The organism is Azoarcus sp. DN11, from assembly GCF_003628555.1.
Lineage (GTDB): Bacteria > Pseudomonadota > Gammaproteobacteria > Burkholderiales > Rhodocyclaceae > Aromatoleum.
Genome location: NZ_CP021731.1, coordinates 3885724 through 3910849 on the forward strand (window position 1 = coordinate 3885724; position 25126 = coordinate 3910849).

At 68.4% G+C, this 25126-nt stretch carries 21 protein-coding genes; 3 read left to right on the forward strand and 18 right to left on the reverse strand.

Annotated features, from left to right (window positions below; all coding sequences use genetic code 11):
• Window positions 1-22 precede the first annotated feature (22 nt).
• The 16 genes from msrA to CDA09_RS18050 form a co-directional block, all read right to left on the reverse strand.
• The gene (msrA, locus tag CDA09_RS17975) at window positions 23-586 is read right to left on the reverse strand and encodes a peptide-methionine (S)-S-oxide reductase MsrA (protein ID WP_121429898.1); all 564 of its coding nucleotides are present in this window, start codon (window positions 584-586) and stop codon (window positions 23-25) included.
• Window positions 587-646: 60 nt separating this feature from the next.
• The gene (locus tag CDA09_RS17980; protein ID WP_286164220.1) at window positions 647-4627 is read right to left on the reverse strand and encodes a translocation/assembly module TamB domain-containing protein; all 3981 of its coding nucleotides are present in this window, start codon (window positions 4625-4627) and stop codon (window positions 647-649) included.
• A 12-nt stretch (window positions 4628-4639) separates the two neighbouring features.
• Complete coding sequence (trpC, locus tag CDA09_RS17985) at window positions 4640-5428, reverse strand: indole-3-glycerol phosphate synthase TrpC (RefSeq protein WP_121429899.1); 789 nt, start codon at window positions 5426-5428, stop codon at window positions 4640-4642.
• Window positions 5429-5435: 7 nt separating this feature from the next.
• Complete coding sequence (gene trpD, locus CDA09_RS17990) at window positions 5436-6467, reverse strand: anthranilate phosphoribosyltransferase (RefSeq protein WP_121429900.1); 1032 nt, start codon at window positions 6465-6467, stop codon at window positions 5436-5438.
• Window positions 6468-6513: 46 nt separating this feature from the next.
• Window positions 6514-7089: an aminodeoxychorismate/anthranilate synthase component II gene (locus tag CDA09_RS17995; protein ID WP_121429901.1), complete on the reverse strand. Its 576-nt coding sequence runs from the start codon at window positions 7087-7089 to the stop codon at window positions 6514-6516.
• An 82-nt stretch (window positions 7090-7171) separates the two neighbouring features.
• Entirely contained in the window at window positions 7172-8659 is a 1488-nt protein-coding gene (gene trpE, locus CDA09_RS18000; protein WP_121429902.1) for an anthranilate synthase component I, read from the reverse strand.
• Window positions 8660-8888: 229 nt separating this feature from the next.
• On the reverse strand, window positions 8889-9566 hold the full coding sequence (locus CDA09_RS18005) for a phosphoglycolate phosphatase (RefSeq protein WP_121429903.1): 678 nt from the start codon (window positions 9564-9566) through the stop codon (window positions 8889-8891).
• Window positions 9563-10258: a ribulose-phosphate 3-epimerase gene (gene rpe, locus CDA09_RS18010; protein ID WP_121429904.1), complete on the reverse strand. Its 696-nt coding sequence runs from the start codon at window positions 10256-10258 to the stop codon at window positions 9563-9565. Before rpe ends, CDA09_RS18005 begins: the two co-directional genes overlap by 4 nt.
• A 90-nt stretch (window positions 10259-10348) precedes the next feature.
• The gene (locus CDA09_RS18015) at window positions 10349-12709 is read right to left on the reverse strand and encodes a GspE/PulE family protein (RefSeq protein WP_121429905.1); all 2361 of its coding nucleotides are present in this window, start codon (window positions 12707-12709) and stop codon (window positions 10349-10351) included.
• Window positions 12710-12788: 79 nt separating this feature from the next.
• Window positions 12789-13556, reverse strand: a complete 768-nt coding sequence (locus CDA09_RS18020) for a 3',5'-cyclic-nucleotide phosphodiesterase (RefSeq protein ID WP_121429906.1) — start codon at window positions 13554-13556, stop codon at window positions 12789-12791.
• Window positions 13557-13669: 113 nt separating this feature from the next.
• Window positions 13670-14377 (reverse strand): FHA domain-containing protein, encoded by a 708-nt coding sequence (locus CDA09_RS18025; RefSeq protein WP_121429907.1) that lies wholly within the window; start codon window positions 14375-14377, stop codon window positions 13670-13672.
• Window positions 14378-14405: 28 nt separating this feature from the next.
• Window positions 14406-15176 carry a PP2C family protein-serine/threonine phosphatase gene (locus tag CDA09_RS18030; RefSeq protein WP_121429908.1) on the reverse strand — a complete coding sequence of 257 codons (771 nt, stop codon included), beginning with the start codon at window positions 15174-15176 and terminating at the stop codon, window positions 14406-14408.
• Window positions 15177-15200: 24 nt separating this feature from the next.
• Window positions 15201-16154 carry an ornithine cyclodeaminase family protein gene (locus tag CDA09_RS18035; RefSeq protein ID WP_121429909.1) on the reverse strand — a complete coding sequence of 318 codons (954 nt, stop codon included), beginning with the start codon at window positions 16152-16154 and terminating at the stop codon, window positions 15201-15203.
• Between the two features lie 131 nt (window positions 16155-16285).
• On the reverse strand, window positions 16286-17569 hold the full coding sequence (locus CDA09_RS18040; protein WP_121429910.1) for a TRAP transporter large permease: 1284 nt from the start codon (window positions 17567-17569) through the stop codon (window positions 16286-16288).
• Window positions 17566-18267 (reverse strand): TRAP transporter small permease, encoded by a 702-nt coding sequence (locus CDA09_RS18045; protein WP_121429911.1) that lies wholly within the window; start codon window positions 18265-18267, stop codon window positions 17566-17568. The genes CDA09_RS18040 and CDA09_RS18045 overlap by 4 nt, the downstream gene beginning before the upstream one ends.
• A gap of 94 nt (window positions 18268-18361) precedes the next feature.
• Window positions 18362-19366, reverse strand: a complete 1005-nt coding sequence (locus CDA09_RS18050; RefSeq protein ID WP_121429912.1) for a TRAP transporter substrate-binding protein — start codon at window positions 19364-19366, stop codon at window positions 18362-18364.
• A 136-nt stretch (window positions 19367-19502) separates the two neighbouring features.
• Here CDA09_RS18050 and CDA09_RS18055 point away from each other — a divergent pair, with 136 nt between their 5' ends.
• The 3 genes from CDA09_RS18055 to CDA09_RS18065 all read left to right on the forward strand — a co-directional run bounded on the left by CDA09_RS18055 (window position 19503) and on the right by CDA09_RS18065 (window position 22548).
• Entirely contained in the window at window positions 19503-21494 is a 1992-nt protein-coding gene (locus CDA09_RS18055; protein ID WP_121429913.1) for a PAS domain S-box protein, read from the forward strand.
• A complete protein-coding gene (locus tag CDA09_RS18060) occupies window positions 21491-22105 on the forward strand; it encodes a response regulator transcription factor (RefSeq protein ID WP_121429914.1) in 615 nt (204 codons plus the stop codon). Before CDA09_RS18055 ends, CDA09_RS18060 begins: the two co-directional genes overlap by 4 nt.
• Before the next feature lie 71 nt (window positions 22106-22176).
• Window positions 22177-22548, forward strand: a complete 372-nt coding sequence (locus CDA09_RS18065; protein WP_121429915.1) for an RNA-binding S4 domain-containing protein — start codon at window positions 22177-22179, stop codon at window positions 22546-22548.
• 30 nt (window positions 22549-22578) lie between these two features.
• Here the strand turns inward: CDA09_RS18065 and tilS are convergent, their stop codons facing one another.
• Both tilS and CDA09_RS18075 read right to left on the reverse strand, forming a co-directional pair.
• Window positions 22579-23904 (reverse strand): tRNA lysidine(34) synthetase TilS, encoded by a 1326-nt coding sequence (gene tilS, locus CDA09_RS18070; RefSeq protein WP_164844436.1) that lies wholly within the window; start codon window positions 23902-23904, stop codon window positions 22579-22581.
• Entirely contained in the window at window positions 23873-24841 is a 969-nt protein-coding gene (locus CDA09_RS18075) for an acetyl-CoA carboxylase carboxyltransferase subunit alpha (RefSeq protein WP_121429917.1), read from the reverse strand. The genes tilS and CDA09_RS18075 overlap by 32 nt, the downstream gene beginning before the upstream one ends.
• Between the last annotated feature and the right edge of the window lie 285 nt (window positions 24842-25126).

The window sequence follows — 25126 nt, forward strand, 5'->3', positions numbered from 1 at the left end:
TGCGCGGGTTAAAACCGCGATTCTAACCGCCCCGCCTGCGCCGGTTGGCGAACTTCTCGCGGAACTTGGAGATCTTCGGCGCCACGATGTACTGGCAGTAGGGCTGGTCCGAGTGGTTCGCGAAATAGTCGTAGTGATAGGGCTCCGCGGGCCAGAAGGTGCCCGCGCGCTCCACCTTGGTGACGATCGCGCTCGGGTACACCCGCGCCTCGCCCATGTGCTCGATCAGATCGAGCGCGGCATGCAGCTGGTCGTCGTTCGTCGCGAAGATCGCGGAGCGATACTGCGTGCCGATGTCGTTGCCCTGCCGGTTGAGGCTCGTCGGGTCGTGGATCACGAAGAAGATCTCCAGCAGGTCGCGATAGCTCACGACCGCCGGGTCGAACACGATCTGCACGGCCTCCGCGTGGCCGGTTCCGCCGTCGCACACCTGCCGGTAGGTCGGCGCGTCGACGCGTCCGCCGATGTAGCCCGAAGTCACCGACTCCACGCCGTCGACTTCCTTGAAGACGGCTTCCAGACACCAGAAACATCCCCCCGCAAGAACGGCCGTCTCGCGTGTTGCGGGTGTCTCGTTTCTCGTCATGCGTGCTTTCTCCATGGGGAATCCCGCGATTAGGACAGCATTGCCGCGCGGCGATTCCCGCTATTCGAATGAAATCGTGTAATAGATGTCGGCCGCGTTGTCGCTGCCGCCGCGCGCCACCAGCGACACCCGGCGGCTGAGCTGGTAGGTCAGCTTGACGAGGCTTTCGGCCCCGCCCAGGCTCTGCTCGAAGGACAGGAACAGGTCCGACGACAGGCGCTTGCCCAACGTCAGGACCTGCCCGCCGACGTTGTCGCCCCCTCGCACGATGGTACCTTCTCCGACAACGCGACTGGTGGCACTTCGGGTGACACCGCCAACTTCTCCCTGTCCGATCGACAATTCATCGAAGCCGAGGCTGCGCGACAGCTGATCGGTCATGCCGCCTTCGGGGCCGCCGAGCAGCGCCTGCGCGGCCGGCAGCAGCAACCCCATGTCCCCGCCGCGGCCCGCGCTCGGCGCGCGCCCGAGCACGATCCACGACAGCTTCTCCGGATCCGGCACGTTCGGCTCCGACACCAGCCGGATGCGCGGACGGCGCGCGCTGCCGGCGATCTCGATGCCGGCCTCGACCGCAAGCCCCTTGCGCAGTGCGACAACGTTGAGCCCGGGATTGTCCGGCGCGCCCTGGAAGTTGATCAGGCCGCGCTCGATCGACAGCGTCTGGCCGTAGCCGCGATAAGTGCCGCCGGCCGTCGCGATCGTGCCGATCGCGCTCGGCGACGCGCCGTCACGCAGCCGCAGCCGCAAGCCGCCGGTCAGCCGCGTATCCACGCCCAGGGCCGACAGGTAGAAATGGTCGCCCAAGGCGATCGCCACATCGGCCGCGACGCCCAGTCCGCCCCCGCCGTTGCGCGGCTCGCGACCGAGAACCACGACATCGTCCGAGAGGCTGGGCGCGGGCGAGTCGGACGCTTCGATGTAACCCGCGTCCGCATGCAGGTTCGCCGCGAGGTCCACGTGCGTCCAGGTGCTGTTGGCCGCGCCGACGCCCGACAGGATCAGCCAGCGGTCGCTGCGCTGCAGGATCGGCAGGCGCTCGGCCTCGAACGTGAAGCGGCCGATGCCGCTGTCGAGCGCGATCTCGCCGCTCGCGCCGAGGCGCCCCGGGGTGGCCGTCAGCCGCGCCACCGGCAGGCGGCCGTCGCGCGGTCGGACGCGGTTCGGCGAGACGAACTCCAGCCGGGCGAGGCGCAGGCGATCGCGATCGAACTCGGCCTGCAGCTCCCCGCCGGACAGGTGCAGGCCCTGATCCACGAGCGCCAGCGACAGCTCGCGCCCGGCGATCGTGCCGCTCGCGCGCGGCGCCGCCGGCGTGCCGGCCAGCGCGAGGTTCGCATCCAGGCTGCCGCCGGTGACGACGTTCTCCTGCATCAGGCGGCCGATCCAGGCCACCGACGGCATCGCCAGATGCGCCGACCCGAGCAGTGCCGCATCGGGCGCGAGGCGCCAGCCGCCGCCCGGCGCCCGCTCGGCCTGCGCGGTGGCCGCGCCGGCCAGTTCGCCCAATTCGCTGCCGCGCGCCTCCAGCGCCAGCGCGAGGCGGTTGTCGTGGGCGCCGAGGCGCGCTTCCAGATGCTCCAGTCCCAGGCGTGCCGGGATCTCGCCGCTCACCGTCAGGTCGCCCGCCTCGCGGAACACACGCGCCGAGCCCTCCGCGACTTCGCCCAGCTTCAGATCCCACTCCGCCCCCAGCACCAGCGGCCCCGGCCCGCGGCGCGGGCGGCCTTCGGGGCTCGCGACCAAGCCGAAAGCCAGCCCGGTCAGGGTGCCGCGCGCGACGGTCTGCCGCGGCGACCAGCTCGTCTCGTCGAGACGGATGCGCCCGCGCTGACCGGCGTCGAGCGTAGCCGCCCCCAGCGCCGCACGCTGCGATCCCAGCTCCAGCGTCGCCGCATTCGTCAGGTGTGCCGGCCAGCGCCCCGCCGTCTCCAGCGCCACCAACCGCCCGCGCCATGCCGTGCCGGCATTCGCCGCGGCCTCCGCGACCCCGCCTTCCATGCGCAGCCGCAGGCTGTCGCCGCCCAGGCCCTTCGCGGTGACGTCGACCGCATGGGCACGACGGGTCCCGTCGACCCGCAGGCTCCCCTCGCTGACCCAGTCGGGATCGTCCGCGCCGCGCCCGTCCTTCTCCGCCTTCGGTGCCGTGTCGACGGCCCTCAGGCCGCGCAGATTCACCGCGAGACGCAGCTCGCTGTCCGCCCCCGCCGCCAGCGAGCCGTCCCCGTCCGCCGACGCGATGCGCACATCACCCGGCAGACGCAGCGCCTCGGCGACGAACTTGATGCTGCCGGCCGGCTGCGCCGCGCCGCCAGAGAGCAAGCCCGCGAGCGTCAGCCGCCCGCCGAGACGCGGGTCGAGCCCGGCGAGCGCCGGCGCATCGACGTCCACCTTCAGTACGTCCTGCCGCGCGCCCCAGGCACCACGGGCGAGGACGCGGTTACCGGCGAGATCCAGATCGAGATCGCCATCGGCGAGACGTTGCCCTTCGATGACTGCGCGCAGTTTCCCGCGCACCGCCTTGCCGTTCAGTTGCCCCGGCAACAGGTCAACGACGGCGTCGTAACGCGGCACCTCGCCCAGCGCGGCCGCGAGCCGGAAATCCAGGTTCAGCCGTGCCTGCGGCGCGCCGGCGATGAAGCTGTGCGGATCGAAGGACGACAGCGCGCCCTCGGCCGCTAAACTGCGCGTCCCGCCTTCGCCCAACGCCGTCACGACGGCCTGGGCACGCAAGCGTGCGTCCTTCACGCGCACGTCCACCTCGGCGCTCTGGCGCTCGCGGTCGCCCTCGGCCTGCAGCCTGCCGGCGAGCACCGAGCGCGGCAGACGTCCGTCGAGCCGCCGCATCTCCACGCCCGCGAGCTGCAGCGTGGCGCTCAGGCGACCGAGCGGATCGCCGGGCGCCCCGGATGCCTCCCCGCCGCCCTGCTCGTTCAGCCCCCCCGGCCGCCAATCGACGTCGCCGGTGACGCGCCCGCCCCCCGCCAGCTGCAGGACCAGGTCTTGCGCCCGCATCCGCTCCGGCGCCCAGTGCAGCCGGGCGGCGAGCTTCGTGAAGGGCAGCCCCTGCCGGTCAATCGCGTCGGGGCGCCGGTTCTCGACCGTGGCCGGCCCGGCCAATCCCCATCCGCCCTGCGCATCGGCCTGCGCCACGAGGTCCGCCGCGACGTGCAGCGCCGCATGCGGTGCGGACGGCTCGAACACCGACGGATCGAGCGCGCCCAGCGCGACGCGCAACCGGCGCAGCGGCACCGCCTCGAAGGGCGACGCGAGCACGTCGCCGTCGCCACTCAACCCAGCACCGGCGGCCTCGATCCGCAACTGCGGCGCGAGCAGGTCGCCGGCCGCGACGAGCGTCAGCCGGTAGTCGCGCCCGCCCTGCGTGCCGTTCAGGCTCGCGTGCGCCGACAGCCGGAACGGCGCCCGGCCGTCGACCTCGCCGGCGAGCTCCACCCGCCCGAAAGGCAGGATCGCGCGGCAGGATTCGATGCGATGGCGCGAACCGTCGCTGCGCACGCGCACGCCGAAATCGGAGAGCTCGAACGTCGCCTTTGCCGCGGCAAGTTCGCCGTCCGCCCATTCGCGCAGCACGAACCGGCCGACGCTGAGCGATTGCGTCGCCAGCGCCACCGGCAGGACGAGGGATTCGGGAGGCTTGACTGGGGATTCGTCGCCCGGACGCGACGCCAACTCGACGCGCTCGGCCGCCAGTTCGTCGATGGCGAGGCCGCCGTCGACGAGGGCCGTCGGTCGCCACGCCAGCGCGAGCCCCTCGGCGCGCACGCGCAGATCGGGCAAGTCGATGCGCAGCACGCCGATGCGCAGCGGCCCCGCGAGCCGGCCGGACGGCGATTCCAGCGCCACACGCCCGTCGCTCAGCGCGCCCGCGACCGCGGCAGCCGCCCTGAGGCCGGATTCGGTCAGCATGAGCCAGGCCGCCACCAGCGCGGCCAGCACCGGCAGGGCGAGGACCGTGCCAAGGAAGACCGCCCACCACCGGCGCGGGCGAGCGGCCTGTTCCGGAGCCGGTGGCGACGTCACGCGTCGCCCCGCTCAGCCGAACAGCGCGCGCAGCTCCTCGCCCGGGTCCGGCGCCCGCATGAAGGCTTCGCCGACGAGGAAGGCATGCACCGCGTTCGAGCGCATCAGCGCCACGTCCTGCGGCTTGAGGATGCCGGATTCGGTGACGACGATGCGTCCGGCGGGGACGCGCGGCAGCAGGTCCAGCGTCGTCTGCAGGCGGACCTCGAAGCTGCGCAGGTTGCGGTTGTTGATGCCGACGAGCGGCGTCGAGAGCTGCAGCGCGACGTCGAGCTCGGCCGCATCGTGCACCTCGACCAGCACCGCCATGCCGAGACTCGTCGCGATCGCCTCCATCTCCTGCATCCGCGCGAGATCCAGCGCCGCGGCGATCAGCAGGATCGCGTCCGCCCCCATCGCGCGCGCCTCATACACCTGCCACGCGTCGACGAGGAAGTCCTTGCGCAGCGCCGGCAGCGCGCACGCCGCCCGTGCCGCCTGCAGGTATTCGGGCGCGCCCTGGAAGAACTGCCGGTCGGTCAGCACCGACAGGCAGGCCGCGCCGGCGCGCTCGTACTGCACGGCGATCTCGGCGGGCACGAAGTCCGGCCGGATCACGCCCTTCGACGGGCTCGCCTTCTTGACCTCGGCGATCACCGCCGCGTCGCCGGCAGCGATCTTCGCGCGCATCGCGCCGACGAAATCGCGCGCGGCGGGCACCATCTCGGCCTCCGCACGCACGCGCTCGAGCGGGCGCACCACCTTGCCCGCCGCCACTTCCTCGACCTTCACAGCGAGGATCTTGTTCAGGATGTCGCTCATGTCGGTCTCACGCCAACTGCCGGTTGAAGGCGAGGAACTCCTCGAGCTTCGCCCGCGCTGCGCCGCTCGCGATGATCTCGCGCGCCCGCACGATGCCGTCGGCGATCGAGCCCGCGAGGTTGGCCGTGTACAGCGCCACGCCCGCGTTCAAGGTCACGATGTCGCGCGCCGGCCCCGGCTTGTTGTCGAGCACGCCGAGCAGCACGCTCTTCGATTCCTCGGCGCTCTGCACCTGCAGGTTGCGCGTGCCGGCCATCGCCATGCCGAAGTCCTCGGGATGGATCTGGTACTCGCGGATCTCGCCGTCCTTCAGCTCGCCGACCATCGTCGCCGCGCCCAGGCTCACTTCGTCCATGCCGTCCATGCCGTAGACGACCAGCACGTGCTTCGCGCCCAGGCGCTGCATCACGCGCGCGAGGATGCCGACGAGGTCGGGGTGGAACACGCCGAGCAGCGTGTTCGGCGCGCCGGCCGGGTTCGTCAGCGGCCCGAGGATGTTGAACAGCGTGCGCACGCCCATCTCGCGCCGCACCGGACCGACGTTCGCCATCGCGCTGTGGTGCGCCGGCGCGTACATGAAGCCGATGCCGGTCGCCTCGATCGAGGCCGCGACCTGCTCCGGCGCGATGCCCAGCTTCACGCCCAGCGCATCGAGCACGTCCGCAGCGCCGCTCTTCGACGACACGCTGCGCCCGCCGTGCTTGGCGACGCGCGCACCGGCTGCCGCCGCGACGAAGATCGTCGTGGTCGAGATGTTGAAAGTGTTCGCGCCGTCGCCGCCGGTGCCGACGACGTCGAGGAAGTTCTGGTCCGGCCCTTTCACCTGCACCTTCGTCGCGAGTTCGCGCATCACGGTCGCGGCGGCGGAGATCTCGCCGATCGTCTCCTTCTTCACCCGCAGGCCGGTGAGGATCGCGGCGGTCATCACCGGCGAGATCTCGCCGGCCATGATCTGGCGCATCAGCGACAGCATCTCGTCGTAGAAGATCTCGCGGTGTTCGATCGTGCGCTGCAGCGCTTCCTGGGCAGTAATCGTCATGGCAATCCTTGTCTTTTCACGCAGGCCGCGGGCCTGCGCTCGGGTTTCATTTGGCGCGGCTCTGCTCGAGAAAATTCCGGAGCATCGCGTGGCCGTGCTCGGTCAGGATGGACTCGGGGTGGAACTGCACGCCCTCGACCGCGAGTGTCTTGTGGCGCACGCCCATGATCTCGCCGTCGTCGGTCCAGGCCGTCACTGCCAGGCAATCGGGCAGGCTCTCGCGCTCGATCGCCAACGAATGGTAGCGCGTGCAGGTCACCGGATTGGGCAGGCCCTTGAACACGCCGAGGTTTTCGTGATGCACCGGCGACGTCTTGCCGTGCATCAGGCGCTTGGCGTGCACGATCTTGCCGCCGAAGGCCGCGCCGATGCTCTGGTGGCCGAGGCACACGCCGAGGAGGGGGATCTTCCCCGCGAACTCGCGGATCGCCGGCACCGAGATGCCGGCCTCGGCCGGCGTGCACGGGCCCGGCGAGACCACGAGCTGTTCGGGCTTCATCAGCGCGATCTGTTCGAGGGTGATTTCGTCGTTGCGATACACCTTCACCTGCGCACCGAGCTCGCCGAAGTACTGCACGAGGTTGTAGGTGAAGCTGTCGTAGTTGTCGATCATCAGAAGCATGGATGCATTCCTTGTTGCACGTCGGCCCGCAGCGTGAGCCGGACGGCGGAAGCGGCGGCGCGCCGGCCGCCGCTCCGCGGGTTCAGTCGATGCGGGTGTCGAGCCCGGATTCCGCCATTTCCGCGGCACGCAGCATCGCGCGCGCCTTGTTCTGCGTCTCGGTCCATTCGGAATCGGGGTTCGAGTCGGCGACGATGCCGGCACCGGCCTGCACGTGGATGTGACCGTCCTTGATCACCGCGGTGCGGATGGCGATCGCGAGGTCCATGTCGCCGTGGAAGCCGATGTAGCCTGCCGCCCCCGCATAGATGCCGCGCTTGACCGGCTCGAGTTCGTCGATGATCTCCATCGCGCGCAGCTTCGGCGCTCCGGACACGGTGCCGGCGGGGAAGGCCGCGCGCAGCACCGCCAGCGCGTTGAGCCCGTCCTTGAGGCGCGCCTCGACGTTGGAGACGATGTGCATCACGTGCGAGTAGCGCTCGATCGTGAACTGGTCGGTGACCCGCACGCTGCCGGTCGCGGCGACGCGGCCCGCGTCGTTGCGTCCGAGGTCCAGCAGTTGCAGGTGTTCGGCGCGCTCCTTCTCGTCGGCGAGGAGATCCGCCTCCAGCGCCTCGTCTTCGGCCGGCGTCGCACCGCGCGGGCGGGTGCCGGCGATCGGGCGCACCGTGACGCGCTTGCCCTGCCCGTCCTCGTCGAGGCGCACGAGGATTTCCGGGGACGCGCCCACGACGTGGAAGTCCTCGAAGTTGAAATAGAACATGTAGGGCGAGGGGTTCAGCGAGCGGATCGCGCGGTACAGCGCCATCGGGCTCGCCGCATAGGGCTTGCTCATGCGCTGCGACAGCACGACCTGCATGATGTCGCCCTCGATGATGTACTGCTTGGCGCGGTTCACCGCGGCCTTGAACGCCTCCTCGCCGAAACTCGACACCGCCGGCTGCGGCTCGGCGTGCATGTCCGCCGGGATCTCGACCGGCTCGCGCAGGCGCGCGAGGAGTTCGCGCAGGCGCTTCTTCGCGCGCTTGAAGGCGCCCGGGACTTCCGGCTCGGCATACACGATCAGCGTGAGCTTGCCCGAGAGGTTGTCGACGATCGCGATCTCCTCGGACAGCAGCAGCAGGACGTCGGGCGTGCCGACCGGATCGGTCTTCTGCGCGTGCGCGAGGCGCGGCTCGATGTAGCGCACGGTGTCGTAGCCGAAGCAGCCCACCAGGCCGCCCGCGAAGCGCGGCAGGCCGTCGCGCGGCGGCACCTTGATGCGCTCCATGAACTCGGCGACGTAGTTCAGCGGATCGCCGTAGTCGCGCCGCTCGACCAGGCGATTGCCGGTCAGCAGCAGCGCAGAGCGGCCATAGACCTCGATGCGCGTCGAAGCCGCCAGCCCGATCATCGAGTAGCGGCCGAAGCGCTCGCCGCCCTGTACCGATTCGAGCAGGTAGGAATACGGTTCGTTGGCGAGCTTCAGGTAGATCGACAGCGGCGTGTCGAGGTCGGCGAAAGTTTCGAGCGTAACCGGGATGCGGTTGTAGCCCTGCGCGGCCAGCGCGTTGAATTCCTGCTCAAGCATGGAGACTCCACGGAAAACGGTTCGATTCGGCAAGGGGTGCGGGCAAGGAGTCGCCCGCGAAGCAGTCGCGTATTAGTGGCCCGCAGGCCACGAGCGCCAGCCGCGCCAGCGCGGTTGCGCGGCGACAAACTGGATGCTTTCCTTTACCGAATCCCGGTTCCTGGTGGTCACGATGTCTCGATCGGATGATGGAGTCTTGCGGCGTTTCTTGCCGAGATGCGCCGGAACTTCATGCCGCTTCGATGCGGTCGAGCGCCCCGGTAGCGACCGATAGTAGCCCATCGCATTCGATGGTGTCCACCGGCATGCCTTCGCTATATCCATAGGTCACGAGCAGCACCGGCATCCCCGCGCCGCGGGCGGCGAGCGCGTCGTTGGCCGAATCGCCGATCATCAGCGCGCGCTGCGACGGCACGCCCAGCAGCTCGCAGGCATGGTGCAGCACCGCCGGGTCCGGCTTCTTCACCGCCAGCGTGTCGCCGCTCACGACCGCACTGAAATACGGCGTCAGGCCCATGCGTTCGAGCAGCGGCAGCGTGAAGGCTTCGGCCTTGTTCGTGACGCAGGCGAGCTTCAGCGCCATGCCCCGCATCGCCTCCAGCGTGTCGACGACGCCCGGGTAGATGCGCGTGCTCCGGCCATTGACGACGGCATAGTGGCGGCGGAACGCGGCGACCGCGCGTTCGATCTCGTCCTCGGCCGCCTCGGCATCCTCGGTGAGGCAGCGGCGCACGAGGTTGGGGATGCCTTTGCCGACGAAGGAATGGACCTGTTCGAGCGGGCGCGCCGGACGGCCCATTTCGGCGAGCATCAGGTTGGCCGCGTCGGCAAGGTCGTGGATCGTGTCGAGCAACGTGCCGTCGAGGTCGAACAGCACCGCCCGCACGGGAAAGCGCGCGAGGCTCACTGCTTCACCTTGGCGAGTTCCGCGCGCAGCTTGGCGATCACGCCGTCGTAGCGGTGGGGATCCGCGTCGCGGCCGGCGCCGAACACCGCCGAGCCGGCGACGAAGGTGTCGGCCCCCGCGGCGGCGATCTCGGCGATGTTATCGACCTTCACGCCGCCGTCGATCTCCAGCAGGATGCGGCGCCCGCTCGCCGCCTCGTACGCGTCGAGCCGCTCGCGCGCCGCGCGCAGCTTGGCGAGCGTGCCGGGAATGAACTTCTGCCCGCCGAAGCCCGGGTTCACGCTCATCAGCAGCACGATGTCGATCTCGTCGAGCGCATGGTCGAGGTAGTGCAGCGGCGTGGCCGGGTTGAACACGAGACCCGCCTGGCAGCCGTGGTCGCGGATCAGCGCGAGCGTGCGATGGACATGCTCGGACGCTTCCGGGTGGAAAGTGATCACGTTCGCGCCCGCCTTGGCGAAGTCGGGGATGATGCGGTCGACCGGCTTCACCATCAGGTGCACGTCGATCGGCGCCTCGGTATGCGGCCGGATCGCCTCGCACACCAGCGGGCCGATCGTGAGGTTGGGCACGTAATGGTTGTCCATCACATCGAAATGGATCCAGTCCGCGCCGGAGGTGATGACGTTGCGGACCTCCTCGCCCAGGCGGGCGAAATCGGCGGAGAGCAGGCTGGGGGCGATTCGGTACATTGTCGTGTTCTCCAGGGGGCTGGCCCCCATTTTAACCTGCGTCTCCGTGGCCATCGCACCGGCTTCCGCAGTGCGGGGCCTGCAATCGAACTAGCGCACGCACACCCTGCGCACCTGCACCATGTCGGTGACGCCGGCAAACACCTTCTCGATACCGTCCTGGCGCAGCGTGCGCATGCCTTCGGACAGCGCGAGCACGAGGAGCCGGGCGACGCGCGCACGCTCCTGGATCAAGCGCTTGGCCTCGCTGGTGGCGACCATCAGCTCATGCAGGCCGACGCGCCCGCGGTAGCCGCCGTTGCACTCCGCGCACCCCACCGGACGGTAGAGCGTGAAGCGCCCGTCCGCACCGCCATGTTCGGCCTGCAGGCGAGCCCGCACCGCCGCCCGCGCCGCGACCGGATCGGCCTGGAAGGCGGGGGTCGCCGCCATGTCCTCGCAGTACTCGTCGAGCATCTGCTGCACTTCGCCCTCCTCCGGGCGGTAGGCTTCCTTGCACTTGCACAGCCGCTTGGCGAGACGCTGCGCCAGCACGCCGAGCAGCGCGTCGCCGAAGTTGAACGGGTCCATGCCCATGTCGAGGAGGCGCACGACGGATTCCGGGGCGCTGTTCGTGTGCAGCGTCGACAGCACGAGATGGCCGGTGAGCGAAGCCTCGATGCCGACCGACACGGTCTCCAGGTCGCGCATCTCGCCGACCATGATCACGTCGGGGTCGGCGCGCAGGAAGGAGCGCATCATCGTCGCGAAATCCAGTCCCGCCTTGCGGTTCACCTGCACCTGGCGCAGGCCCTTCTGCGTGATCTCGACCGGGTCCTCGGCGGTCCAGATCTTGGTCTCGGGCGTGTTGATGTGGCCGAGGATGGAATGCAGCGTGGTCGTCTTGCCCGCGCCGGTCGGGCCGCACACGAAGAACAGGCCGTAAGGCTTGGCGATCATGCGCTTGAGGCGCTCGAGGTTGTGCAGGCTGACGCCGAGGTCGTCGAGCCTGATCGGCTCGCTGTTGCCGAGCAGGCGCATCACCACGTCCTCGAGCCCGCCCGCGGTCGGCACCGTCGCGACGCGCAGCTCGATGTCCAGCGGCGCGAACTTGCGGAACTTGATCTTGCCGTCCTGCGGCTTGCGGCGCTCGGAGATGTCGAGGTCGCACATGATCTTGATGCGCGTCACGAGCGGATTGCGGTAGCTCGCCGGGACCTGGATGTAGGGCACGAGCGTGCCGTCCTTGCGGAAGCGGATCAGCGTCTTTTCCTTGCCCGGACGCGGCTCGATGTGGATGTCGGAGGCCCCCTGGCGATGGGCGTCGATGATGATCTTGTTCACGAGCTTCACGAGCTCGTTGTCGGCCGCCGCGGAGACGTCGTCGGCCACCGACCCCTCCTGCTCGTCGTCCGTCAGCTCGTGCAGCAGGTCGTCGACCGAGCCGTTCTCGACCGACGGCTCGAAGTACTGGTCGACGGTCTGCTCGAACTCGCAGCACGTCGTCACACGGTAGGCGAGCCTCTTCCTTGGGAACACGTTCTCGGCGACGCGCGACACGCGCACCTGCTCGGGATCGTAAGTGAGCAGGACGATACCCTCGTTCGTCTCCTCCAGCGGTAGCCACTGGTTCTGCACCACGTACTCACGCTTGATGTTGCGCAGCAGGTCCATCTGCTTGACGCGCTCTGAGCGGAAAGGCTCGTACGCGACGTTGAAGAAGCGCGCTGCCGCGTCGCCGATCTGCGGCAGCGTCAGCCCGTACTTCTGGACGAGAACGTCCTCGACGTGGGCGCCGGTCTCGTGCGCGATGCGCGTCGCATCGTCCATCTCGCCGGCGGCGATGCGCCCGTCGGCGAGCAGCGCCTCGTAGCGCGAACGCAGCGCGGCCGGCGCATTGCTGCGTTGCGCGAACGCAACCCCCAGCGTCTGCGCGAGCCCCAGCAGGCCTTCCGTCGCAACGGGCGGAAAATCCTCTCCGCCCCGCGAGTTGACCACCTCGACGACACCGTGCAGCGTGCCGCTGTTCGGATCGATGATCGGCGCGCACAGCATCTGGCGCGTACGGTAGCCGCCGAGGGTATCACCGAGGGTGCGAAAGCGCAGGTCCGGCGAGATCGCCGCGAGCTCTTCGGCGTCATAGACGTCGCGCAGGTTGAGCGCCTCGCGCGTCAACGCGACATGGCCTGCGATGCTGCTCTCGTCGATCGGCAGGCGCGCGCCGGGCGACACGCCGCGGCCGGTCTTCACGCGCGCCAGCAGATGCGTGCCACCGTGGTTGACGACGAAGAAGGACATTCGCTCCGCACTGAACAGCGCACACAGATCGGTCGACAGCTCCGACACGATCTCGTCGATATCCTTGGTCGCGTGGATGCGCGCCGTGATCGCCTGCAGCCCCTTGAAAAAGGCCAGCCGCGCCGCGACCTCCCCCCCGGCGCCGGGCTTTCCCTGCATAGAGCTGATGGACATGCGGTACCTGCTGAAGGGAACGGTTGAATGGCAAGCATTCGGAACCGGTCATTCTAGCGGCACCCGGACGACGGGAGAATCAGAACTCGATGACCTGCCCCTGGTGCAGCACCTCGGCGCGCAGGCGCCCGCCTGCGGCGGCGATCTGCGCCATCACGCGCTCACGCTGCCCCGGCTTGATATGACTGATATGTACCCTGGGTTCGACCGTGAGATCGTTGAGCAGGCCCGCCACCATGCCCGGACTCATGTGGCGCGACGCCAGCGCGAGTCCGTGCTGCTCGTCGGAAAAGGCGGTCTCGATGATCAGGTGGCGCAGCCTGGGGCAGGCATTGATCGCCGCGACGAGCTCGGGCGAATACGTGGTGTCGCCCGTATACACGAGCTGGCCATCGCCGCCGTCGAGGCAATAGGCCACGGCCGGCACGCTGTGCAGGGCCGGCAGGGGCGTGATGGTGCGCGTGCCGAGCTTCACGGTTTCGCCGACCTTGACCGGCTGCAGTCGCAGGAAAGGCCGGCGCCGATCGGGGATGGCGGTGAAATCGGGCCAGATCAGCCAGTTGAACACGTGCGCGCGCAGGATGCGCAGCACCTCGGGAATCGCATACACGGTGATCGGGACACCGCGCATTTCGCCGACGGCATCGACGATCAGCGGGATCGCCGCGATGTGGTCCATGTGGGAGTGCGTGACGAAGATGTGATCGACGGCCGCCAGCGCCTCCAGCTCCAGGTCGCCGACCCCGGTGCCGCAGTCGATCAGGATATCGTTGTCGGCCAGGAAGGCGGTCGTGCGGGCCTCGGCGCCGCCAATGCCTCCACTGCAGCCCAGCACCTTCAGCTTCATCGTTCCCCGCACGTACACAGCCGTCCGACCCGGTGGCAGCCGTGTTCCAGTGATTTCCGATACCCTAGCACTGCGCTCGCCGAAGCTGCGTGCAATACGGCACGACGAAAAGTTCAGCCTTGCAGCGCAAAGGCCATGCGCACCCCGGCGATCTCGATGATGTCGCCGTCGCGCAGCGGATGGGCCCCCGCCTCGATCGGCTGATTGTTTACCTGCGGAAAGCTGGCGCCTTCCGCGTGGGTGATGAAATAGCCCTGCGGGCGCCGGGAAATCACCGCGACCTGCAGGCCGGGCTTGCCCAGCGTGGTCATCGCCTTGGCAAGCGGGAGCTCGCGGCCGGCAGTCGGACCGCTCAGGACCTTGATGATCCCGAGCCGCGAATCATCGAACGCCGCCTCGGCGGTGACGCTGGCCATCACATCCGGCGGCAGCATCTGGGTCTCGCCTGCTGCCGCCGGCGTTGCCGCAGGAGCCTCCTGCGAGGCGCGCAGTTCGTCCGACGGCTCGAAGCGGTCTCCCCGCGGGCGCCGCTTCGCGTCGGCGAGAAACTTGAGCCGGTACTTCCCCAGTTCGATGACGTCGTTGTTATGCAGCACGCACTTCTTGACCGGCTGGCCGTTCACGTAGGTGCCGTTGGTGCTGTTCTGGTCTTCGAGGAAAGCGTCGTCGAGGATGGTCGTGATCAGCGCGTGCTGCCCGCTGATCGCGAGGTTGTCGATCTGGATGTCGTTGTTCGGCTTGCGTCCGATCGAAACACGCTCCTTGTCGAGGGCGATTTCCTTGAGGACCAGCCCGTCCATGCTGAGGATCAGCTTTGGCATCGTTTCCTTTCCTTCATCGAGACGGCGCTCATGCGGCCATGCGCGCCAGGATCACGGAAATATTGTCGCGCCCGCCCCGTTCGTTGGCCAGTGCCACGAGCCGGTCCGCGGCGGCCTCGAGGGGCGCCTGCATCCCGGCGGCAGGTCGCAGCGCCTGCGTGATCACGTCGTCGTCGAGCATGTCGGTGAGCCCGTCCGAACACAGCAGGAAGAGGTCTCCCGCACGGGCGGAATGGGTGCCCGGGTCGGGCAGGACGAGCGCCGATACTCCCAGCCCCCGCGTGAGGAGGCCCCGGAACTGCGAGCGCGCCGCTTCCTCGGGCGTCATGATGCCGGCGTCCAGCAGCTCCTGCAACATCGTGTGGTCGCGCGTCAGCTGCTCCAGGCCGGCGTCGCGCAGCCGGTACATCCGCGAGTCGCCGACATGGGTGACCACCACGCAATCGGCGAGAAACACGGCCGCGACCAGCGTCGAGCCCATGCCCGAGAGATTCGGGTCGCGCACCGCCCGCGCGCGGATGCCGGCATTGGCGTCGTGTGCGGCGGCCTCCAGCACGGCCGCGGCCCGTTCGGGCACGCAGGCATCCGGCTCGGCCAGTTCGCGCTCGAGGCGCTGCAGGGTGGCTTCCACGGCAAGGCGCGAGGCGACGTCTCCGCCGCGATAGCCGCCCATGCCATCGGCCAGCACGGCCCAGCCGCGCTCCTCGCACACCGCGAGCGAATCCTCGTTGCGTTTGCGCACCTGCCCCACATCGCTGCGCGAGCAGAATTCGAACCGGCCTGGAGACGAGGCGGACATGGCGCGGCGACGCCCGGATGCGCCTCAGTACGGCAGCTCGCAGCCGAGGCCGCGCTCGCGCGCGAGCGCGACGACGCGGGCCGCGACGGCGATGTCCTGGACCGCCATGCCCTGCGACTCGAACAGCGTGATCTGCGCCGCAGACGTGCGTCCCGGCCGCACGCCGGCAATCACTTCGCCCAGTTCGACCCAGCGGCCCGGCTGCGTGCGCCCCTTCTCCAGCAGCGGCATCAGGTCGCCCGCCTCGCGCACGGCGATCTCGCGCGAATCGACGCAGATCACGTCCGCGCGGCGCACCGCCGCCTCCGACAGCTCCTGCCGCGCGAGGCTGTTGGAGCCCGCCGCGGTGATGTGGGTGCCGGTCTCGAGCCAGTCCGCATCGAAGAGCGGCTTGGGCGAGGTCGTGATCGTCACCACCACGTCCGAGCCACGCACGGTGTCCTCGGCGCTCGCCGCCGGCACGACCTCGCGGCCGGTCTCGCGGCTCATCTGCGCGCAGAAGCTCGCCAGGCGATCCGCATTGCGCGCAAACACCTTGATGCGCTCGATCGGGCGCACCGCGCACAGCGCCAGCACCTGCCCCTGCGCCTGCCAGCCGGAGCCGAACACGCCGGCCACGCGGGCGTCCGGCCGCGCGAGCCACTTCGCCGCGACGCCGCCCGCCGCGCCGGTCCGCATCATGCCGAGGCGATCGGCTTCGAGCACCGCCACCGGATCGCCCGTCGTCGCATCGAAGAGGTGCACCCAGAAACGTAGTTTCGGCCCCGCCGACGTATAGACCTTCAACCCGGTGAGATTCAGCCCCGGCACCCCGCCTTGCAGCAGGTGGGTCATCGTCGACGGCAACCGCACCCGCTGACGCGGGTAATCGACGGTCTCGCCGCGCCCGTGCGCGCCCATCACCTGCTCCACGGCCTCCAGCGCCAGCGGCATGTCGAGCACGCTCGCGACCTCATCTTCCTTCAGGTAAATCGCCATATTCGTTCCGTCTTGGTTGAACGCGGCCCCGCACGGCACCGCGGATCTCAGGCTATTCTAGCCCCGCGCAGGGCGAAAAAAAGTCTGCTCCCGGGAGCAGGCTTCGCTGCGAGCCGCGACGACATCGCGTGTTACATCATCCCCATCGCCCGCGGCAGCCAGATCGACAGCTCCGGCCAATAGGTGACGATCACGAGGAAGGCCAGCAACGTGATCAGCCACGGCATCACCGCCTTGGTCATCTCGGTGATGCCCAGCCGCGAGATGCCCGACGCGACGTACAGGTTCAGGCCCACCGGCGGATGGCACAGGCCGACTTCCATGTTGGCGTCGATCAGGATGCCGAGGTGCACCGGGTTGATGCCCAGCGCCACCGCGGTCGGATAGAGGATCGGCGCCATGATCAGGATGATCGACGAGGGCTCCATGAAGTTGCCCGCGAGAAGCAGCATCAGGTTCGCGATCAGCAGGAAAGAGATCCAGTTCAGGTCCTTCGCCAGCATCCAGCCCGCGAGCGCCTGCGGGATGTTCTCGTTGGTCATGATGAACGAGAACAGCGCCGCGTTCGTGATGATGTAGAGCAGCATCGCCGACATGTTGGCCGAGTTGATCAGCACCTTCGGCACGTCCTTGAAGCCCATGTCCTTGTAGACGAACACCGACACGAAGAATGCATACACCGCGCTCACCGCCGCCGCCTCGGTCGCCGTGAAGACGCCGGAGTAGATGCCGCCGATGATGATGACGACGATCATCAGGCCCCAGACGCTCTCGCGGAAGGCCTTCCAGCGTTCGCCCCAGCCCTTCCTCGGCAGGCGCGGGTAGTCGTTCTTCCTGGCGATATACCAGGTCACGCCGCACAGCATCAGCGTGAGCAGGATCCCCGGCAAGAGGCCCGCAACGAACAAGGCACCGATCGAGGTGTTGGTCGAGATCGCGTAGATCACTTTCGGGATCGACGGCAGCATCAGGATGCCGAGCGACCCCGCGACCGTGATGACGCCCGCGCCGAAGCGCATCGGGTAACCCGCCTGCACCATCGCCGGCAGCACGATCGAGCCGATCGCGACGACCGTGGCGACGCTCGATCCGCACACCAGCGCGAACATCGCGCAGGCCATGATCCCCGCGAGCGCGAGGCCGCCGTAGAAGTGCCCGATCAAGGAGGACGCGAAGTTGATCATCCTTCGCGCGACGCCGCCGTGGGTGAGGAAGTTGCCGGCGAGGATGAAGAAGGGCACCGCCATGATCTCGAACTTCTCGATGCCGGTGAACAGCTTCAGCGCCACCGAGTCGAGCGGCACCTGCGTCATCGTGAAGAGGAAGGTGAGGACGGTGAGGCCGAGCGAGATGGAGATCGGCATGCCCGTCAGCATCAGGGCGATGAGGAGGCCGAAGAGGAATGCGGAGCTCATTGCCGGCCCCCCTTCCTGGTGGCGTCGTCGCCCATCATCTCGTGCTTGAGGTCATGCAGGTGGAGGTTGTCGTCCATGTCGTAGGGATTGACGTCCACCTGCGGCAGACCTTCCTCCAGCCCCTCGACATGGGCGTGGTCGTGATGCGGCAGCTCGCCCGTCAGGTAGAAGCTCCAGGCCACCTGCAGGAAGCGGAAGCACATCAGCGCGGAGCCGAGCGGAATGGCGCTATAGACGATCCAGGTCGGCCATTCGAGGTCGGGCGTGGTCGGCCCTTCGGGCACGTCGCCCGGGTCCATCCCGAGTGTGTGGAGCACGGCGTAGTGCATGCCGTTGTCCCAAATGAAGCGCGCTCCGAGCGCCGCGACGGTGCCGGTGAAGAGCGCACCGGCGAGCAGGCCGAAAAGGATGAATTTGCGCCGCTTGGATTCTTCGAGGCGATTGACGACGACATCGACGCCGACGTGGATGCCGGTGCGCACGCCGTAGGCCGCGCCAAACTTGGCCATCCACACGAACATGATGATGCACAGTTCCTGGGCCCAGCCGAAGTTGAGGCTCAGCAGCCAGTCCTGGATCAGGGGAATGGACATCCCCGCGAGATGGCGATGGATCACCGCCACGAAGATGAGCAACGTCGCCCCCCCGATGAGGAAGGCGATGATCGCCTCCTCCAGGCGATCGAGTACCTTGAGCATGCAATTCTCCCGTCGTACGCCAACCCCGGCCGCGACGGATCGAGGCCGGGAACCTGCCGTAGTGGCTATGAGTCGTTTTTACGGACGGCGAAAATTACAGCTTGTTCGGATCGAACCCGGTTTCCTTGTAGATTTCCTTGATGATGTCGGCCCCGATGCGCGACTCCATCTTCTTGTGCACCGGCACCAGCGCCTTCTTGAACGCCAGCTTCTCGGCGTCGGTCGGCTTGTAGATCTGCGTCTTGCCCGAGGCGCGCACCGCTTCCAGCGCCTTGTCGTTCTCCTCGCGGGCGATCTTGTTGGCGTATTCGGTCGACTCCTTCATCGCCCGCTCGAGCTCGCCGCGCACGTCGGCCGGCAGGCCGTCCCAGAACTTCTTGTTGGTGATCACCGCATAACCCAGGTAACCGTGGTCGGTCAGGGTCATGTACTTCTGCACCTCGTGCATCTTCTGGGTGTATAGGTTCGAATGCGGGTTTTCGGTGCCATCGACGACGCCCGTCTGCAGCGCCTGGTACACCTCGGAGAACGCCATCACCTGCGGGATCGCGCCCAGCGTGCGCATCTGCTCCTCGAGCACCTTGGACGACTGCACGCGCAGCTTCTTGCCCTTCAGGTCCCCGGGCGCCTTGATCGGGGTGTTGGCCGAGAACGACTTGAAGCCGTTGTCCCAGAACGCCAGGCCCTTGATGCCGCGCCCCTCGAGCTTGCCGAGCAGCAGCTTGCCGACCGGTCCCTGGGTGACCTTGTGCAGATCGTCATAGCCGTCGAAGATGTACGGCAGGTCGAAGACCTCGAATTCCTTCACGCCCAGCGGACCGAACTTCGCCAGCGAAGGCGCGAGCATCTGGACTGCGCCCAACTGCAGCGCCTCCATTTCTTCCTTGTCCTTGTACAGCGTGCTGTTCGGGTAGACTTCGACCTTGACGGCACCCCTGGTGTACTTCTCGGCAAGTTCCTTGAACTTGTCGGCCGCCTTGCCCTTGGGCGTGTCGTTGGCGACGACGTGGCTGAACTTGATCACGATGGGCTCGGCGGCGACCGCAGCAGCGGACAGCCCCATGGCGACGAGACCAATGAAAAGGGCGCGGATTTTCATCCCCTATCTCCTCCAAATTGCTTAGTTATATGTATGCCCCATGTCCGGGCAGATGCCGTGCAGCAACTGGAAGCGCCGGACACTTGTTTCAGTTTATGAACCGCCCCCGACCTATAACATTGTGGTTATCCACAACATGGACACCGTCCCCCCGCCGATGAGCCCCCGCGCGACCGTCGCCCTGACCACCCGGCAGCGCTGGCTCACGGCCGTGCCGTACCTGACCGTGCTGCTGTTCCTCGTGGTGATCGCCGCGCTCGTCTGGTTCACGCGCGCCTACGATGAGGAGGAGCAGCGCGCGACGCTCATCAACGACGTGCTGTGGATGGAGCAGAACCTGCAGTTCAAGCTCGAGCGCAACGCCTCGCAACTCGAGCAGATCGGACAAGACATCCTTTCTCCCACCAACCGCCACCCGTCGCAGACCTCCGCCGCACTGCGCCAGCTCGTACGCTCGGAGAACGGCCTCGTGCGCGTGGTGTGGCTCGACGCCGCCGGCCACATGCGGGGCGCGCTGCCGCCCATCGGCGACAGAGAGACGCTCGGCGAACCGCTGAGCGAGCAGTCGGCTGCGCGCTTCCGGCTCGCCCAGGCGCTGGGACGGCGCGTCTACGGCCAGGTCTACGCCGCCGGCGGCCGCCAGCAATTCGAGGTGCATGTCCCGATCTACTCCGAAAACGGCTTCGCGGGCGCGATGGTGGGGGTCTATTCCCTGCGCGAGCTCGTCACGGACGAGCTGCCGTGGTGGTTCGCTGAACGCTACCGCGTAAGCGTGCTCGACAGCGGCGGACGCGAGCTCGTGTCGAAGTCCAAGGTGGCGCCGCTGTCCGACCGGCAGAGCTATTCGATGGCGTTCGATCCGCCCGGCGACGGCCTCACGCTGCAGGTCACCGCCTACCGCGGCGAGACGCGCTGGGTCCAGGTCCTGCTGATCGGCTCCATCCTGCTGCTCGGCGGCATCCTGATCTGGAGCGTGCTGCAGCTGCGCCGCGAACTGCAGCGCCGCCACCGGGCAGAGCAGGCCCTGCGCAGCGAATCCCTGTTCCGCCGGGCGATGGAAGACTCCATGCTCACCGGCCTGCGCGCCCGCGACCGCAACGGCCGCATCACTTACGTGAACCCCGCCTTCTGCAAGATGGTCGGCTACAGCGCCGAGGAACTCGTCGGCTGCACGCCGCCGATGCCCTACTGGGACCCCGACTTCCTCGTGCAGACGCAGGAGGTCCACGACCGCGTCCTCGGCGGCAACGCCCCGCCCGAAGGCTTCGAACTGTGCCTGCGGCGCAAGAACGGCGAGCGTTTCGACGCCCTGATCTTCGAAGCCCCGCTGATCGACGCCGCGGGACGGCACACCGGCTGGATGGGCTCGCTGCTCGACATCACCGCCCAGAAACGCGCCGAGGAACTCGCACGCCAGCAGGAAGAACGCCTCCAGGCCACCTCCCGCCTGATCACGATGGGCGAGATGGCCTCGACCCTCGCGCACGAACTCAACCAGCCGCTCGCGGCGATCGCCAGCTACAACACGGGCTGCCTCAACCGCCTCGAGCAGCCCGCGCTCGACCGCGAGGAGTTCAGGGACATCTTCGACCGCATCGGCCGCCAGGCGCGCCGCGCCGGCGACATCATCCGCCGCGTGCACGACTTCGTGCGCCGCGCCGAGCCCAAGCGCGAACCGCTCGACCTCAACCTGATGATCCGCGAGGCGATCGGCCTCATCGAGGCCGATTCGGCCAAACGCGGCATGCGCATCGAAACCGAGCTAGACGAATCGCTGCCGGCCGTGGCGGCCGACCCGGTGATGATCGAGCAGGTCATCGTGAACCTCGTGCGTAACGGCATGGACGCCATGCGCGACAACCCGCCGTCGCGGCGCACCATGCGCGTGAGCACCCGGCGCGAGGGCGACATGCTCGTCGTGCGCGTTGCCGACAACGGCACCGGCATCGACCCCGAAACCGCCCGCCGGCTGTTCGAGCCCTTCTTCACGACCAAGGCCGAAGGCATGGGCATGGGGCTCAACATCTGCCGCTCCATCGCCGAACTGCACCACGGCCGGCTCGGTTTCGAAATCAACCCCGACGGCGGTACCATCTTCACGCTGTCGCTACCCGTGGAATCCTCATGACTCAGCCTTGCGCCCACATCATCGACGACGACGAAGCCATCCGCGACGCGCTGCAGTGGCTGTTCAAGACGCGCGATGTCGCGTGCGCGACGTGGTCGGGCGCCGAGAGCTTCCTCGAGGCGCTCCAGCCCGGCTGGCGCGGCTGCGTCGTGCTCGACATCCGCATGGAAGGCATGAGCGGCCTCGAGTGCTTCGACGTACTGCGCCAGCGCGGCAACCAGCTGCCCGTCATCTTCATCACCGGCCACGGCGACGTGCCGATGGCCGTCGCCGCGCTGAAGAAGGGCGCGTTCGACTTCATCGAAAAACCCTTCAACGACAGCGATCTCGTCGACATCGTCATGCGCGCGCTGGAGATCGACGCGAACAACCAGCGCGCCGAGGCCACCCGCGAAACGGTGGAGGCGCGCCTCGCCCTGCTCACCGCGCGCGAGCAGGAAGTGATGGAGCTGATCCTCGCCGGCAAGTTCAACAAGGTCATCGCCGACGAACTGTGCATCTCGATGCGGACCGTGGAAGCCCACCGCTCCAAGGTGTTCGAGAAGATGGAAGTGCGCTCCGCGGTCGAGCTCGCGCAACTCGTCAACCTGGTGCGCAACCGCACACTCTGACCCTCGCCGGAATCCGCTTCATCGTGCCGCCCCCCGATCACCGTCACGCTCACCACTCCGCGGTCGAGCGCATGCGCATCGACAAATGGCTGTGGGCCGCGCGCTTCTTCAAGACGCGCTCGCTCGCCAGCCAGGCGATCGAAGGCGGGCACGTCAGGCTCAACGGCCAGGCAGTGAAGCCCGCCCGCGAGTTGCGCGTCGGCGACAGCCTCGACATCGTCGCGGGCGGCACGCAATGGACCGTCATCGTGCGTGGACTCAACGAACAACGCCGTCCTGCCGTCGAGGCGCAGCAGCTGTACGAGGAAACGTCCGAAAGCAGCGCCCGCCGCGCGGCCGAAAAGGAAGACCGGCGCCTCGCACCGGTCCCCGGCAGCGATCTGCGCGGACGGCCGACGAAGAAGGCGCGTCGCCAGATGCGCGGCTTCAACGAAGGCTTCTGATCACGGGGACGGCCGCCGCAGCGTGGCCATTCAGCGCTCCCAGACCGGAACGAGTCCCGGCTCGCCCGGCGCGCAGCGGAATTCGGCCGCGACTCCGATCTCCCCGATCCACGCCGCCTCGCCATCCACCCGCAGCACCGGCAGGCGCTCGCGCAGCCACGCGGGGATCCCCGCTTCCTGGCACAGGTTCTTGAAACTGCGCCGCGGCCGCCCCTCGCCTTCGCGCAGCGCGAGCCCGCTCCAGCGCGGACTCAGCACGACCTCCCGCGCCCGCTCCAGCGCCGCCCGGCTCAGCCCTGCGCCGACCGCGTCCGCAAAGACCACCTTGCCCGCCCCCCAGGACAGTTCCCGTTCCCCTCGCCACGCCACCGGCGACGGCTCGGGGCCGCCGGACTCCGCCTCCAGCCAGACACTGCCGCGATAGACGCAGCACGCGGCCGCACCCAGCGGCAACCGGTGCGCATCCTCGACGATCTCGCGCAACTGGCGCACCACCTCGACCAGCCGAGTCCGCGCCGGGGCCTGCAACCCCAGCGCCCGCAACTGCCAGCGCAGCAGGTTACGCACGCGCTCGTCCGACAGGCGCAGCAGCGCGGCACGATCGAGCCTCTTCCCGCCGCAGGCACGCTCGTCGATGCCGGCAAGGTCCTCCAGCAACCCTTCCGCCTCGCGGAACTGCCCGCTCGCGCGCGCAAGCGCCGGCACGGCACCGGGAAAGTGCTCCGCCAGCAGCGGCATGACGCGATGGCGCAGGAGGTTGCGCGCATAGCGCAGGTCCGCGTTGCTCTCGTCCTCGACCCACGCCAGCCCGCGCACGCGCGCGTAGGTGACGATGTCGGCGCGCCGCACCCCGAGCAGCGGGCGCAGCCGCCCCGGCTCGACCGCCGCCATCGCCGCCGCGCCGCGCACCCCGGCACCGCGCAGCAGCCGGAACATCAGCGTCTCGGCCTGGTCGTCCTGATGGTGGCCGAAGGCGAGCCAGTCGCAAGGCACCCGCGCCAGCGCCGCATGGCGCACGGCGCGCGCAGCGGCTTCGATACCGGCGGGATCATCGCGATCGACCCGTTCGCGAAAGGCGTGGAAGGTGACGCCGAGGGCATCACAGGAGGCGCGGCAGGCTTCCAGCCACGCATCCGCGTTGCGGCTCAGGCCGTGGTGGACATGGGCCGCGGCAAGGGAATAACCGCCGGACGCGCGCAGCCCGGCCAGGATGTGCAGCAGCACGGTCGAATCGACCCCGCCGCTCAGCGCCACGCACACGGCCTGGCCGGGCGCGACGCGGGCCGCCGCCAGCACGGCGGCGACGGCCTCCTCGAGCCGCCGTTCAGGCGGCGTTCTGTTCCTTGAAGCGGCCATAACCCATCAGGCGCTCCAGACGCCGGTCGACGAGTTCGGCCGGCGACAGGTCGGAGACCTGCCGCAACGCATCTTGCAGTGCGCGCTTGAGCGATTGCGACATGACGCGATGGTCCCGGTGCGCGCCGCCCACCGGTTCGTTGACGACACGATCGATCAGGCCGAGCGACTTCAGGCGCGCCGCCGTGATGCCCATCGTCTCGGCCGCCTCGGGGGCCTTCTCCGCGCTCTTCCACAGGATGGATGCGCAGCCCTCCGGCGAAATCACCGAATACGTCGAGTACTGCAGCATCAGCAGCTGGTCGCCCACCGCGATCGCCAGCGCGCCGCCCGAACCGCCTTCGCCGATCACCGTCGCGATGATCGGCACCTTGAGCTCCGCCATCACGTACAGGTTGCGGCCGATCGCCTCCGACTGCCCGCGCTCCTCGGCGCCGATGCCGGGATAGGCGCCCGGCGTGTCGATGAAGGTGAACACCGGCAGCCCGAACTTCTCCGCCGTGCGCATCAGGCGCAGCGCCTTGCGGTAGCCTTCCGGCCGCGGCATGCCGAAGTTGCGCAGGATCTTTTCCTTCGTGTCGCGCCCCTTCTGGTGCCCGATCACGATGCAGCTCTGGCCGTTGAAGCGCGCCAGGCCACCGACGATCGCCTTGTCGTCGGCATATGCCCGGTCGCCGTGCAGTTCCTGGAAATCGGTGAAGATGTGGCGCACGTAATCGAGCGTGTAGGGGCGCTGCGGATGGCGCGCCACCTGGGCGATCTGCCAGGGGGTGAGCTTGGCGTACAGATCCTTCGTCAGCGATTCGCTCTTGGCTTCGAGGCGCGAAATTTCCTCCGAGATATCCACCGCCGAGTCGTCCTGCACGAATCGCAGCTTCTCGATCTTCTCTTCGAGATCGGCAATCGGCTGTTCGAAATCCAGAAAGGTGGTCTTCATCCGCCCCGTTCCCAATGACCAAAACGCGCCATTGTAACCTTTCATACGCCATCGTCGCAGTGCGGACTTCCCCCGCATGCGTGACAGCGGCACCGCCGCTGATGCATCATGCGGATATTCAGCACAAAAGGAAGGAGTAGCGGGGGCTGCACGAACTCCGCGCTATGGGTAGTCGAAATTCGCATCGTCCGCGCCGCAGGCCCCGCCAGGCAAGCCACCCGGGTCAACGCGCGCGCGCCTCGCTCGGCCGATGTTGCCCGGCGCGCTCCGACACCCGCCTCCTCC

What these genes read in the sequence shown, in the direction of transcription:
- CDA09_RS18025 (WP_121429907.1), bottom strand. Translation starts at nt 14,377, where the DNA reads ATGCCAAAGCTGATCCTCAGCATGGACGGGCTGGTCCTCAAGGAAATC.
- CDA09_RS18075 (WP_121429917.1), bottom strand. Translation starts at nt 24,841, where the DNA reads ATGAAGACCACCTTTCTGGATTTCGAACAGCCGATTGCCGATCTCGAA.
- CDA09_RS18055 (WP_121429913.1), top strand. Translation starts at nt 19,503, where the DNA reads ATGGACACCGTCCCCCCGCCGATGAGCCCCCGCGCGACCGTCGCCCTG.
- CDA09_RS18035 (WP_121429909.1), bottom strand. Translation starts at nt 16,154, where the DNA reads ATGGCGATTTACCTGAAGGAAGATGAGGTCGCGAGCGTGCTCGACATG.
- CDA09_RS17995 (WP_121429901.1), bottom strand. Translation starts at nt 7,089, where the DNA reads ATGCTTCTGATGATCGACAACTACGACAGCTTCACCTACAACCTCGTG.
- rpe (WP_121429904.1), bottom strand. Translation starts at nt 10,258, where the DNA reads ATGTACCGAATCGCCCCCAGCCTGCTCTCCGCCGATTTCGCCCGCCTG.
- CDA09_RS18045 (WP_121429911.1), bottom strand. Translation starts at nt 18,267, where the DNA reads ATGCTCAAGGTACTCGATCGCCTGGAGGAGGCGATCATCGCCTTCCTC.
- trpD (WP_121429900.1), bottom strand. Translation starts at nt 6,467, where the DNA reads ATGACGATTACTGCCCAGGAAGCGCTGCAGCGCACGATCGAACACCGC.
- CDA09_RS18020 (WP_121429906.1), bottom strand. Translation starts at nt 13,556, where the DNA reads ATGAAGCTGAAGGTGCTGGGCTGCAGTGGAGGCATTGGCGGCGCCGAG.
- CDA09_RS18015 (WP_121429905.1), bottom strand. Translation starts at nt 12,709, where the DNA reads ATGTCCATCAGCTCTATGCAGGGAAAGCCCGGCGCCGGGGGGGAGGTC.
- CDA09_RS18040 (WP_121429910.1), bottom strand. Translation starts at nt 17,569, where the DNA reads ATGAGCTCCGCATTCCTCTTCGGCCTCCTCATCGCCCTGATGCTGACG.
- tilS (WP_164844436.1), bottom strand. Translation starts at nt 23,904, where the DNA reads ATGGCCGCTTCAAGGAACAGAACGCCGCCTGAACGGCGGCTCGAGGAG.
- CDA09_RS18065 (WP_121429915.1), top strand. Translation starts at nt 22,177, where the DNA reads ATGCGCATCGACAAATGGCTGTGGGCCGCGCGCTTCTTCAAGACGCGC.
- CDA09_RS18030 (WP_121429908.1), bottom strand. Translation starts at nt 15,176, where the DNA reads ATGTCCGCCTCGTCTCCAGGCCGGTTCGAATTCTGCTCGCGCAGCGAT.
- CDA09_RS18050 (WP_121429912.1), bottom strand. Translation starts at nt 19,366, where the DNA reads ATGAAAATCCGCGCCCTTTTCATTGGTCTCGTCGCCATGGGGCTGTCC.
- CDA09_RS18060 (WP_121429914.1), top strand. Translation starts at nt 21,491, where the DNA reads ATGACTCAGCCTTGCGCCCACATCATCGACGACGACGAAGCCATCCGC.
- trpC (WP_121429899.1), bottom strand. Translation starts at nt 5,428, where the DNA reads ATGAGCGACATCCTGAACAAGATCCTCGCTGTGAAGGTCGAGGAAGTG.
- msrA (WP_121429898.1), bottom strand. Translation starts at nt 586, where the DNA reads ATGACGAGAAACGAGACACCCGCAACACGCGAGACGGCCGTTCTTGCG.
- trpE (WP_121429902.1), bottom strand. Translation starts at nt 8,659, where the DNA reads ATGCTTGAGCAGGAATTCAACGCGCTGGCCGCGCAGGGCTACAACCGC.